Here is a 12490-nt window from a genome sequence, read left to right as displayed (position 1 = left end):
CTCTAAGGCGATGTCCGGCGGGCCGGGGTTTCCATCTGTATCAATATCGCGTATTTCATGTCGCCACCGGCTTGCCCGGCCCAGGCGCGGAGCGGTTCAAAAGAACTCGCCCCGCCGCACCGCCAGCGCCGCCGCCGCCGCGCGCGTTTCCACGCCAAGCTTGACGTAGAGGTGCTCCAGGTGTTTGTTCACCGTCCGTGGCGCCATGCCCAGGATCTCGGCGATATCCCGATTGGTCTTGCCCTTGGCCAACCAGCGCAGCACATCGGCCTCGCGCGGCGTCAGGCCGTAGGCCGCGGCCAACGGCGCCGTCTCCTGCAATAGCAGCAAGGTCTCGCCGCTACGGCGCGATGCCGACAGACTCAGGGTCAGGCGTCCCCCCGCGCGGGTGATCACCAGGGGTTCAGCCGCCGGCCCGGCCGCCAGATTGTCCGCCACCCAATCCGCCAGGGGCGCCGGCAGCTCCGTCGCATCCTCGGCGCAACCGAAATACGCCGCCAGCCAGAGCCGCGCCTTGCCGGTCTTCCAGATCGGCAGCCCGCGAGCGTCCAGCGCCACCACCGCTCGCGCCGCCGCATCGATCGCGTCAAAGGCCGCCGACAGGCTGCGCGCATTGCGCAAATGCGTCTGCAGCCTGGCCACCACCACATCCGGATCCAGCGGCTTGGTCACGTAATCCACGCCGCCCACCCGAAACCCCTTCAACACGTGCTCGGGCTCGGTCAGGCCCGTCATGAACACCACCGGCACCTCCCCGGCCGCCGGATGCGCTTTCAGGCGCGCGCAGGTCTCGAACCCGTCCATTCCCGGCATCACCGCATCGAGCAGCACGATGTCCGGCACCACGAAATCCACCCGTTCTATGGCCGACTGGCCGTCGGTTGCCACCAGCACCTGATACCCCGCTTCATCCAATGCGGTGGAGAGCATTTTCAGATTGTCCGGGGCGTCATCGACCAGCATGACGAGGTTCTTATCGGGCGTGGGCATGGTGACGCTGTACATGGTGTTTAAGCATTTGATTGAATTCGCTCAGTTGAAATTCGCCGGCCAGCATCCGCAGATGCGCCGTCAAATCCCGCGCTTCGGCCCGGCGGCCCTGTATTTCTTCCAGCTTCGCCTGGATGCCCTTGATGTAGCCCATGGCCCCCAGCTCCAGCAGCGCTTCGGCATCCTCGCGCTCCAGCGCCACCCGGTGCAGATCCCCTGCCGGCAGGGCCGCTTCCACCTGCGCCACCTGCCAGTCCAGCTTGAGCAGACGGCCCAACTGGCTCAGCAAGTCCTCGTATATCACGGGCTTGGCAATGAACGCGTCATGCCCGCTCTGCGTCGGATCTTTCGGATCCAGCCCCAGGATATTGGCCGACAGCATCACAATCGGCACGGCCACGCCTTCATCCCGCAAGCGCCGCAGCGCCTCCCATCCGGTCATCTCCGGCATCGAGACGTCCATCAATATCAGGGCCGGCCGCAGCGTATGCACGCAGGCCAGGCAGGCTGCGCCATGCGGCGCTTCGTGCACCTCGAAGCCCAGGGGCTCGAGCAGGTCGCGCACCAGCCGCCGCTGTGACGGCTGGTCGTCCACCGTCAGGATCCGCAGCCGCTCGCCGCGATACCCCACCACCAGTCCCGACGGCCGGGCGTCGCTGCGCGGCGAGCGCACTTCCGGCAGAAACAGCTTGAGCGTGAACACACTGCCGCGGCCGACGGCGCTGCGCACCGTCAGCTCGCCGCCCATGATGCCGGTCAGCATGCGGCAGATGGTCAGGCCCAGGCCCGTGCCGGATTCCGCCTCTTCCGCCGCCGCCCAACTGCGCTCGAAGGGCAGAAAGATGCGTTCCAGATCCTCGGCCGGTATGCCTCGGCCGCTGTCCTGCACTTCGAACAGCACCATGTCCGCGGCAGACTTCACGCGCATCGACACCTGCCCGGCCGAGGTGAATTTCAGCGCGTTGCTCAGCAGGTTGATCAGGATCTGCCGCAGCCGCTTCTCGTCGATATGCACGATGGAAGGCAGTTCCGTCGCCTCATAGCGGAAGGCCAGCCCTTTGAGGGCGCTCTGCGGCCGGAACATCTGCACGATCTGCTCCAGAAACTCCGGCAGGCGCAGTTCGCTGTTCTCCAGCCGCAGCCTGCCCGCCTCGATGCGCGCGATGTCCAGCAGGCCATCGATCAGGCCGATCAAATGCTTGCCGCTGCGATGAATCACGTCGATGGCCTCGCGCCGCGCGGGCGGCAAGCCCGGGTCGCGCTGCAGAATCTGCGCATAGCCCATCATGCTGTTCAGCGGCGCGCGCAATTCATGGCTCAGACCGCCCATGAAGCGGCTCTTGGCCAGATTGGCGCTTTCAGCCGCTTCCTTGGCCTGCTGCAACTGCGCGTCGGTCTGTTTGTGCGCCTCGATCTCGCGCAGCAGCAAATGCGTCTGGCGATCCGATTCCTCTTGCGCCACGCGCCGGCTTTCATGGGCCAGCACCAGCCACCAGGCCAACACGCCGCCGATCAGCAACAACGCGGCGTAGAGTTTTAAGAAGGTGGGCCGCAAGCCCGAGGGGTCCAGGCCGGCCCGTATGTGGCTGGCGTACTCCTGGTAGTAGATCAGGCCCAGGATGCCCGCCAGCAGCGTCCCCATCCCCGCCACGATCAAGAGGTAGTGGCCCAGGCGGCTATGCAGCAGCGGCGTGACCCGCGCCGGCAACAGTCGGCCCAGGACCGCCCGCACCTGATCCTTCAGCCGTCCCTGCTGCTTGCAGCGATCCTGGCAGCGGGCATCCAGCGTGCAGCACAAGGAACAGATGGGCCCGTTGTAGGCCGGGCAATGCGCCATGTCGGGCTGTTCAAAACGGTTGGCGCAGATCACGCAGACATGATCCGAGCCCGCCACGTCGACCGGCTTGCGCGCCAGGTTGTAGCGTCCCCGCGTGCGCCAGGCGATGACAGGCGCGCAGACGAACGCCGCCAGCAACGCCACAAAAGGCGACAATGCCTGCGCCAGCGCGCCCGCCGTGCCGGGGAACACGCCGGCGAAAGCCAGCAGGCCCAGCGTCATGGCGATCAGCATGCTGCCCACGCCGACCGGATTGATGTCGTACAAATAGGCGCGGCGGAACTCGATCCGCTTCGGCGACAGTCCCAGGGGCTTGTTGATCACCAGGTCGGCCACCAGCGCGCCGATCCAGGCCAGCGCAACGTGCGAGAACACCGCCAGCACATGCTCCAGCGCGCCAAACACGCCCATCTCCATCAGGACCACGGCGATCAGCACGTTGAACACCAGCCACACCACCCGGCCCGGATGGCTGTGCGTGATGCGGGCAAAGAAGTTGGACCAGGCCAGCGAGCCGGCATAGGCGTTGGTCACATTGATCTTGACCTGCGACACCACCACAAAAGCGGTGACCAGCGCCAGCGCCAGGCCGGGATCGCTGACGACATAGGTGTAGGCCGCCAGATACATGTGGGTCGGGTCGCCAGCCTTGTCGGCTGGCGCGCCCCGGGACAGCGCCAGCCAGGCCAGGAAGGCGCCGCCCAGAATCTTGGCCGCGCCCGGCAGGATCCAGCCCGGGCCCGCGCAGACCAGGGCGAGCCACCAGCGCCGGCGGTTGGCCGCCGTGCGTTCGGGCAGAAAGCGCAGGAAGTCGACCTGTTCGCCGATCTGCGTCACCAGCGAAGCGGCCACCGCCACCGCCGAGCCGAACATCAGCAGATTGAAACCGCCGCCCCGGCCGTCATGGCCCGGAAACCGCAGGAACTCCTGCAACGTGCCCGGGTCGCGGAAGGCGACGAAGGCATAGGGCAGGAGCAGCAGCACCAGCCATATCGGCTGCGTCCATGACTGCAACCGGCTGATGAAGGTGATGCCGTAGGCCACCATGGGCAGGATGACCACGGCGCACAGGAGGTAGCCGATGGACAGCGGCAGGCCGGTGGCCAGCTCGATGGCCAGCGCCATGATGGCCGCCTCCAGCGCAAAGAAGATGAAGGTGAATGAGGCGTAGATCAGCGAGGTGATGGTCGAGCCGATATAGCCGAAGCCGGCCCCCCGTGTCAGCAGGTCCATGTCCAGGCCATGGCGCGCCGCGTAATAGGCGATCGGCAGGCCGGTCAGAAAGGTGACCAGGGCCACGGCGATGATGGCCCAGAAGGCATTGATGAACCCATAGTTCAGCGCCAGCGCGCCGCCGATGGCTTCCAGCGCCAGGAAAGACACCGCGCCCAGGGCGGTATTGGCGACGCGGAACTCCGACCATTTGCGAAACGACACCGGCGTGAAACGCAGGGCGTAGTCTTCCAGCGTCTCATTGGCGACCCAGGTGTTGTAGTCACGGCGGATCTTGACGATGCGTTGGGGCGCGCTGGCGGACAAGTCGGGCTCCGGGGGGGTAGGGGATACGTCATTGAACGTAGTTGCCGTTGTAACGCCCGGGGGCGGGCCTGCCTGTACGTCAATCAACGTATGTTGCGCTGCGTCATGGGCTCCTAGTATGCCTTCACCCGCCGGGCCGTGGCATGCGCCGCGCATGCTCGGTTTCCCTGGTCGTGATCCATTGAGGAGCCATCGATGTCTGGCAAACCCCCTTTTGACACCGCGCCGGAACTGCCCTCGCGCCGGCGCCTGGCCCTGGCTTTTGCCTCCCTGCCGTTGTTGGGCATACCGGCCCTGTCGCGCGCGGCCGCCCCGGCCACCTCGGCCATCAACAGCACCGGCCTGGCCATTACCGACACCGAAGTCACGGTGGGCCAGTTGCACTCGGCGACCGGCACCATGGCCATCAGCGAAACGGGGTCGATTCAATCCGAGCGCCTGGCCATCGAGCAGATCAATGCCATGGGCGGCATTCTGGGCCGCAAGATCAAGATCATCCAGGAAGACGGCGCCTCCGATTGGCCGACCTTTGCCGAGAAGGCGCGAAAACTGCTGGTCAGCGACAAGGTCGCCACCGTGTTCGGCTGCTGGACTTCGGCCTCGCGCAAGGCGGTGCTGCCGGTGTTCGAGAAGGAAAACGGCCTGCTCTACTACCCGACCTTCTATGAAGGCCTGGAGCAGTCCAAGAACGTCTTCTACACCGGCCAGGAGGCCACGCAGCAGATCCTGTCCAGCCTGGACTGGCTGGCGCGCGAGAAGAAGGCGCGCTCCTTCTACCTGATCGGCTCCGACTACATCTGGCCGCGCACCTCCAACAAGATCGCCCGCAAGCATATCGAGAACGTGCTCAAGGGCGAAGTGGTGGGCGAGGAATACTACCCGCTGGGCCACACGCAGTTCGGTTCGCTGATCAACAAGATCAAACTGAAAAAGCCCGACGTTGTCTTCGCCGTGGTGGTGGGCGGCAGCAATGTGTCGTTCTACAAGCAACTCAAGGCGGCCGGCGTCACCAGCGGCAAGCAAAAGCTCCTGACCATCTCGGTGACCGAAGATGAACTGCTGGGCATCGGCGGGGAAAACGCCGAGGGCTTCTGGTCCTGCATGAAGTATTTCCAGAGCCTGGACAACGCCAACAACAAGAAATTCGTCGAGGCATTCAAGGCCAGGTACGGCGCCAATGCCGTGATCGGCGACGTGACCCAGGCGGCGTATCTGGGCCCCTGGCTGTGGAAGATGGCGGTGGAGAAAGCCGGCAGCTTCGATGTCGACAAGGTGGTCGCCGCCTCGGCCGGGCTGGAGTTCAAGGAAGCGCCAGAAGGCTACGTCAAGATCGATCCCAATCATCACCTGTGGAGCAAGACCCGCATCGGCCAGATCCGCAAGGACGGCCAGTTCGACGTGATCTTCGAAACCCCGGAACTGATCAAGCCCGATCCCTTCCCCAAGGGTTATCAGTAATCCCCTCGATCCGGGCGCCGCGCGCGGCGCCCTTGCCACTGCCGGGAGCCATCCATGGAATCCTTCTCCGATCTCGGGGCCATCCTGCTGATGCAGGGCTTCAACGGTCTATCGGTCTTCAGCGTGTTGCTGCTGATGGCCTTGGGCCTGGCGATCATCTTCGGCCAGATGGGCGTCATCAACATGGCCCATGGCGAGTTCCTGGCGGTGGGCGCCTATTGCACTTACCTCTGTTCCGAGCTGGTGCAGCAATACGCGCCCGGCCTGATGCCGGCCTATTTCTTCATCGCCATCCTGCTGGCCTTTGCCGTGACCTTCGGCCTGGGCTGGCTGGTCGAGTGGTTGATGATCCGCCATCTCTACCGCCGGCCGCTGGACACGCTGCTGGCGACCTGGGGCTTGTCCCTGGTGCTGCAGCAGACGCTGCGCTCGCTGTTCGGTCCGCGTGAAGTCAGCCCCACGCTGCCCGACTGGCTGATGGGCTCCTGGCAACCGCTGGACGGCGTGGACATCCCTATCAACGGCCTGTTTGTCATGTCCATCAGCATCCTGCTGACCGGCGCGCTGCTGCTGGCGCTGTTCCGCTCGACCTGGGGCCTGCATGTGCGCGCCACGGTGCAGAACCGGGCCATGAGCGGCGCGGTCGGCATCGACACCAAGCGCGTGGACCGCGTGACGTTCTCGCTGGGCTGCGGCATCGCCGGCATTGCCGGCGCGGCCTTCACCACCATCGGCTCCACCGGGCCCACCAGCGGCTCGCTCTACATCGTCGACACCTTCCTGACCGTGGTGTTCGGCGGCGCGGCCAGCCTTTTCGGCACCATCGCATCGGCCTTCGTCATCGCGCAGACGCAATCGATCTCGGAGTTCTTCATGACCGGCTCAATGGCGAAAGTGCTGACCCTGTCGGCCATCGTGATCATTCTGATGCTGCGCCCGCAAGGCCTGTTCAGCATCAAGGTACGCAGGTAGGGGCGCATCATGCAGAAATTCTTCCGCAATGTCGTGGGCGGGCGCGAAGGGCTGGCCGGGCTGGCGATCCTGGCGCTGCTGCTTTTCGTGGTGTTTCCGCTGGCCCTGGACGTCTTCCGGCTCAATCTCATCGGCAAATACCTGTCCTATGCCTTTGTCGCGCTGGGGCTGGTGCTGTGCTGGGGCTATGGCGGCATCCTGAGCCTGGGCCAGGGCGTGTTCTTCGGCCTGGGCGGCTATTGCATGGCCATGTTCCTGAAGCTGGAAGCTTCCACGCCGGACGCCACCAAAATCCAGTCCACGCCCGGCATCCCGGACTTCATGGACTGGAACCAGCTAACCTCGCTTCCCTGGTTCTGGGTGCCCTTCAAGAGCTTCTGGTTCACCTTGTTGGCGGTGCCGGTGTTGCCTTGCCTGCTGGCGTTGATCCTGGGCGCGGCGATGTTCAAGCGCCGCGTGGGCGACACCTATTTCGCCATCGTGACGCAGGCCGTGGCCCTGATTCTCTCGGTGCTCATCATCGGCCAGCAGGGGTGGACCGGCGGCGTCAATGGCATCACCGACCTGAAGACGCTGCTGGGCTGGGACATCCGCACGGACAGCGCCCGGCTGGCGCTGTACTTCATCAACGGCGCGCTGTTGTTTGCCTGCATCCTGTTCGGCCGCTACCTGCTGTCCTCCAAGCTGGGCAAGCTCCTGATGGCGATGCGCGACAAGGAAGAGCGCGTGCGCTTCTCGGGCTATGACGTCGCCAGCTTCAAGGTGTTCGTCTTCTGCGTGGCCGCCGTCTTCTCGGCCATCGGCGGAGCCATGTTCACCTTGCAGGTAGGCTTCATGTCGCCGTCGTTCGTGGGCATCGTGCCTTCCATTGAAATGGTCATCTTCGCCGCGGTCGGCGGCCGCCTGTCCCTGCTGGGCGCGGTCTACGGCACGCTGCTGGTCAACTTCGGCAAAAGCTATTTCTCCGAGAGTTTTCCGCAGCTCTGGCTGTTCCTGATGGGCGGCCTGTTCATTGCCGTCGTGATGGCGTTCCCCAACGGGCTGGCCGGCCTGTACAACCAATACATCCAGAAACGCCTGGCGCGCAGAACCTCGCGGCGCGAGGCGGATGGCGCCACGGAGGCAGCATGAACCCCTCAGCGTTCGCCCTGTACATCGAAGGCCTGACCGTCTCGTTCAATGGCTTTGTCGCCGTCAATGACCTCAACCTGTATGTCGACCAGGGAGAGCTGCGCGTGGTCATCGGCCCCAATGGCGCCGGCAAGACCACGCTGCTGGATCTGATCTGCGGCCGCACCAAGGCCACCAGCGGCTCGATCCGCTTCAAGGACACGGAGCTGACCGGCCTGGCCGAGTACGAAATCGTGCGCGCCGGCGTGGGCCGCAAGTTCCAGACCCCCTCCATCTACGAAACCCTGTCCGTGCGCGAAAACCTGGAAGTGTCGTACCCGGCCGGGCGCAGCGTGCTCGGCGCGTTGACATTCAGGCGCAGTCCGGCGGTGCTTGAACGGGTCGAGCAGGTGGCCGAAGAGATCTTCCTGGCGGACCAGCTCGACCGCTCGGCGGAGTTGCTCTCGCACGGCCAGAAGCAATGGCTGGAGATCGGCATGCTGTTGATGCAGGAGCCCGAGCTGATGATGCTGGACGAACCGGTGGCCGGCATGAGCGTCTCCGAACGCGAGCGCACCGCCGAACTGCTCAATCGGATCAGCCGCAACCGATCGCTCATCGTGATCGAGCATGACATGGAATTCGTCAAGAACATCGCGCACAAGGTCACGGTGCTGCACCAGGGCCGTGTGCTGGCCGAGGGCAGCATGGACAAGGTGCAGTCCGATCCGCGGGTGGTTGAGGTCTATCTGGGTCATTGAAGCCGGGAGGCAACATGTTCAATATCGCTGGCCTGGTGTCAGGCTATGGCCAAAGCAAAGTCATCCATGGCGTCGACCTTGCGGTGGCGGCCGGTGAAATCGTCGCCGTCATGGGCCGCAACGGCATGGGCAAGACCACGCTATTCAAGACCATGATGGGCCTGCTGCCCGCCATGCAGGGCTCGATCTCGCTGGAGGGCAAGGCGCTCGAGCGCCTGGAGAGCCATCAGCGCGTGCGCAACGGGGTGGCCTACGTGCCGCAGGGCCGCATGATCTTTCCGACGCTGACCGTGGAGGAGAACATCCGCACCGGCATGCGCGGGCGGGCGCTGCGCAACACCATCCCGGAAGACATCTACGCCCTGTTTCCGGTGCTGCACGAAATGCGCGGCCGGCGCGGCGGCGATCTGTCGGGCGGCCAGCAACAGCAGCTCGCCATCGCCCGCGCCCTGGTCACCAACCCGCGCGTGCTGCTGCTGGACGAACCCACCGAGGGCATTCAGCCGTCCATCATCAAGGACATCGCCCGCAGCCTGCTGGAGATCCGCAAGCTGCGCAACCTGGCCATCGTGGTGTCCGAGCAGGTCTTGAGTTTCACCATGCAGATCGCCGACCGCCTCATCGTGATCGACAAGGGCCGCTTCGTGCACGAAGACCCGCGCGCGCGCGTTGATGAGCAGACGATCAGCAAATACCTGTCTGTCTGAATTCATTGTCCATCTCAAAGGAGCATGACATGCCTGACACCCTGATCAAGGTCGACCTGGCCCAATCCCCCTACGAAAACGAAGGCGTGCACAATCGCTGGCATCCCGACATCCCCATGGCGACGTGGGTCAGGCCGGGCGATGACTTCGTGCTCGAAACCTACGACTGGACCGGCGGCGCGATCAAGAACGATGACGATGCCTCCGATGTGCGTGATGTGGACCTGTCCACGGTGCACTTCCTGTCCGGCCCCGTCGGCGTCGAAGGCGCTGAACCCGGCGACCTGCTGGTGGTGGACTTGCTCGATATCGGCGCCAAGCCGGAGAGCCTGTGGGGCTTCAATGGCTTTTTCAGCAAGAACAACGGTGGCGGCTTTCTGACCGAGCACTTCCCGTCGGCGCAAAAGTCGATCTGGGATTTCGAAGGCATGTTCACCACCTCGCGCCATATCCCGGGCGTGCGCTTCGCCGGCCTGATCCATCCGGGCCTGATCGGCTGCCTGCCCGACCAGGCGCTTCTGGACAAGTGGAATGCGCGCGAGCAGAAGCTGATCGACAGCGACCCCGAGCGTGTGCCGCCCCTGGCCAATCCGCCGGCGCCCAAGACGGCGCACATGGGCAAGCTCAAGGGAGCCGAGCGCGATCGCGCGGCCGCCACCGGCGCGCGCACCGTGCCGCCGCGCGAGCATGGCGGCAATTGCGACATCAAGGACCTGTCGCGAGGGTCCCGGGTGTTCTTTCCCGTCTACGTCAAGGGCGGCGGCCTGTCGGTCGGCGACCTGCATTTTTCGCAGGGCGACGGCGAGATTACCTTCTGCGGCGCCATCGAAATGGCCGGCTGGGTGCATATGCGGGTGTCGCTCATCAAGGGCGGCATGGCCAAGTACGGCATCCGCAATCCCATCTTCAAGCCCAGCCCCATCACGCCCAACTACAAGGACTACCTGATCTTCGAGGGCATTTCGGTCGATGAAGGCGGCAAGCAGCACTATCTGGACGTGCACATCGCCTATCGCCAGGCCTGCCTGAACGCCATCGAATACCTGAAGAAGTTCGGCTATTCGGGGGCGCAGGCGTATTCGATCCTGGGCACGGCGCCGGTGCAGGGGCACATCAGCGGCGTGGTGGACATTCCCAACGCCTGCGCCACGTTGTGGCTGCCCACGGAGATCTTCGAGATCGACATCCAGCCCAACGCGCTGGGCGACGTGCCGCAGATAACGCGCGGCATGGACATGCCCATCGCCAAAGACCTGTGAGGAGCCGCCATGCCGCTCTATGACTACCGCTGCCAGGATTGCGGCGAGTTCTCCGTGCTGAGACCTTTGTCGCAATGGCGCGACCCCGCGCCTTGCCCCGAATGCGGCGGTGCCTGCGAGCGCTTCGTCAGCGGTGCGCCGGCGGTCTCGGCGCTGTCCTCGGCCATGAACCGCGCCCGCGCCGCCAACGAACGCGCCGCCCACGAGCCGCGCAGCACCCGTGGCGGTCACGGCATGGGTTGCGGTTGCTGCGCCGGCGCCAAGGCCGCCGGCCGGACCCGCCAGACGGCCGACGGCGGCAAGACCTTCGCCGGCGCGCGGCCGTGGATGATCAGTCACTGAAAGCGGGCGGTGGGCGTCACGGGTTCCGAATGGGAGCGGCAGGCCATCGGCATGGGCTCGCAACGCCGCCCGCACGCGCCCGTCATGTCGCCATCAGCTTGCCCAGCGTCGCCATGCCTTGCTCCATCGCCTCGTTCCAGGGATGGCCGCAGTTCAGCCGCAGGAAGTTGCCGAACGCGCCTGAGCTGGAGAACAACGGTCCCGGCGCGATGCTGATGCCATGGTCGAGCGCGGCGCGGTGCAAGCGCAGGGTGTCGACGCGCGCCGGAAGCTCGACCCAGGTGAAGTAGCCGCCCAGCGGCCGTGTGGCGCGCGTGCCCTTGGGGAAGTAGCGCGCCACCGCCTGCAGCATCTCGCCCTGCTGCAAGGCCAGCGTCTGGCGGAACTGGCGCAGGTGGCGGTCGTAGCCGCCCTGCGCCAGATAGGCGGCAATCGCCGCCTGCGTCGGCGCGGCGGTGGCCAGGCTGGTGGTGAGCTTGTTGCGCATGATGGCGCGGGTGTAGCGCCCGGCCGCGACCCAGCCGACGCGATAGCCCGGCGCCAGCGTCTTCGAGAACGACGAGCAGTGCATCACCATGCCCTCGGTGTCGAAGGCCTTGGCGGGACGCGGCCGCGTGGCGCCGAAGTACAGTTCGCCGTAGACGTCGTCCTCGATCAGCGCCACGCCGTGGCGCGCCAGCAGCTTGACCAGCGCTTCCTTCTTGGCCTCGGGCATCAGGCTGCCCAGCGGATTCTGGAAGGTCGTCATCAGCCAGCAGGCGCGCGGCTGGTGCTGCACGATGGCCCGCTCCAGCGCCTGCAGGTCGATGCCTTCGCGCGGATGCGTGGCCACCTCGATGGCGTGCAGCTGGTTGCGTTCGAGCGACTGCAGGGCGGCGTAGAACGTCGGCGATTCGACGATCACCGCGTCGCCGGGCCGCGTGACCGCGCTCAGGCACAGGTTGAGCGCGTCGAGCGCGCCGTTGGTGATGATGATGTCGTCCACCGGCACCGTCAGTCCGTCGGCCAGGTAACGCAGCGCGATGGCGCGGCGCAGCGCGGGGTCGCCGGGGCTGAGATCGTCGATCGACCCCCACGGGTCCAGTTGCTGCACCGTGGTCGCCATGTAGCGCGCCAGCCGGCCGTAGGGCAGCAGCGACGGGCTGGGAAAGGCCGAGCCGAACGGCAGCATGTCGCGCCGCAGGGTGGCGTTGAGCACTTGCAGCACGTTATCGCTGACATCGACCGGATGGCGGCCGGCGGCGGCGCTGGACAGGCCGTCGGGCTCGGGCAGCGCGGCCTGCGAGGCGCGCAGCACGTAGTAGCCCGAGCGGTCGCGCGCGCGGATCAGGCCGCGCGCTTCCAGCAGGTAATAGGCCTTGAACACCGTCGACGGGCTGACGCCACGGCTGGCGCTGGTCTGGCGCACCGAGGGCAGCCGGTCGCCCGCCTGCAGCAGGCCCGACAGGATCGAGGCGGTGATTTCTTCGGTCAGCCGTTCATAGCGCTTCATGGGGGATCCGTGGAAGACGGCGG

General features: G+C 65.6%; 10 protein-coding genes. 7 read left to right on the top strand and 3 right to left on the bottom strand.

The genetic code is table 11. The annotated features are described in order from the left end of the window. Window positions 1–96: 96 nt before the first annotated feature. A complete protein-coding gene (locus tag HV742_RS08465) occupies window positions 97–990 on the bottom strand; it encodes a response regulator transcription factor (protein ID WP_254601008.1) in 894 nt (297 codons plus the stop codon). After that, entirely contained in the window at window positions 974–4366 is a 3393-nt protein-coding gene (locus HV742_RS08460) for a hybrid sensor histidine kinase/response regulator (protein WP_175144814.1), read from the bottom strand. The genes HV742_RS08465 and HV742_RS08460 overlap by 17 nt, the downstream gene beginning before the upstream one ends. A 195-nt stretch (window positions 4367–4561) precedes the next feature. Here HV742_RS08460 and urtA point away from each other — a divergent pair, with 195 nt between their 5' ends. From urtA to HV742_RS08425, 7 genes are read left to right on the top strand one after another with little or no spacing between them, the layout of a single operon-like run. Beyond that, window positions 4562–5824 (top strand): urea ABC transporter substrate-binding protein, encoded by a 1263-nt coding sequence (urtA, locus tag HV742_RS08455; RefSeq protein ID WP_054500609.1) that lies wholly within the window; start codon window positions 4562–4564, stop codon window positions 5822–5824. 54 nt (window positions 5825–5878) lie between these two features. After that, window positions 5879–6796: an urea ABC transporter permease subunit UrtB gene (urtB, locus tag HV742_RS08450; protein WP_175144813.1), complete on the top strand. Its 918-nt coding sequence runs from the start codon at window positions 5879–5881 to the stop codon at window positions 6794–6796. 9 nt (window positions 6797–6805) lie between these two features. Next, the gene (urtC, locus tag HV742_RS08445; RefSeq protein WP_054500611.1) at window positions 6806–7927 is read left to right on the top strand and encodes an urea ABC transporter permease subunit UrtC; all 1122 of its coding nucleotides are present in this window, start codon (window positions 6806–6808) and stop codon (window positions 7925–7927) included. Beyond that, window positions 7924–8667, top strand: a complete 744-nt coding sequence (gene urtD / locus HV742_RS08440) for an urea ABC transporter ATP-binding protein UrtD (RefSeq protein ID WP_064524741.1) — start codon at window positions 7924–7926, stop codon at window positions 8665–8667. The genes urtC and urtD overlap by 4 nt, the downstream gene beginning before the upstream one ends. Window positions 8668–8681: 14 nt before the next feature. Continuing rightward, window positions 8682–9374, top strand: coding sequence for an urea ABC transporter ATP-binding subunit UrtE (urtE, locus tag HV742_RS08435; protein ID WP_059272614.1), 693 nt, complete (start codon window positions 8682–8684; stop codon window positions 9372–9374). Between the two features lie 29 nt (window positions 9375–9403). Continuing rightward, complete coding sequence (gene fmdA / locus HV742_RS08430) at window positions 9404–10633, top strand: formamidase (RefSeq protein WP_059272613.1); 1230 nt, start codon at window positions 9404–9406, stop codon at window positions 10631–10633. Window positions 10634–10642: 9 nt separating this feature from the next. Beyond that, window positions 10643–10975 carry a zinc ribbon domain-containing protein gene (locus tag HV742_RS08425; RefSeq protein ID WP_059272612.1) on the top strand — a complete coding sequence of 111 codons (333 nt, stop codon included), beginning with the start codon at window positions 10643–10645 and terminating at the stop codon, window positions 10973–10975. An 82-nt stretch (window positions 10976–11057) separates the two neighbouring features. Here HV742_RS08425 and HV742_RS08420 read toward each other — a convergent pair whose 3' ends face one another. Beyond that, entirely contained in the window at window positions 11058–12467 is a 1410-nt protein-coding gene (locus tag HV742_RS08420; protein ID WP_063585034.1) for an aminotransferase-like domain-containing protein, read from the bottom strand. Window positions 12468–12490 lie beyond the last annotated feature (23 nt).

Source organism: Achromobacter ruhlandii (assembly GCF_902859695.1).
Taxonomy (GTDB): Bacteria; Pseudomonadota; Gammaproteobacteria; order Burkholderiales; family Burkholderiaceae_B; genus Achromobacter; species Achromobacter ruhlandii.
The sequence above is the reverse complement of the archived record's forward strand: the minus strand, read 5'-3'. Positions and strand labels throughout refer to the sequence as shown.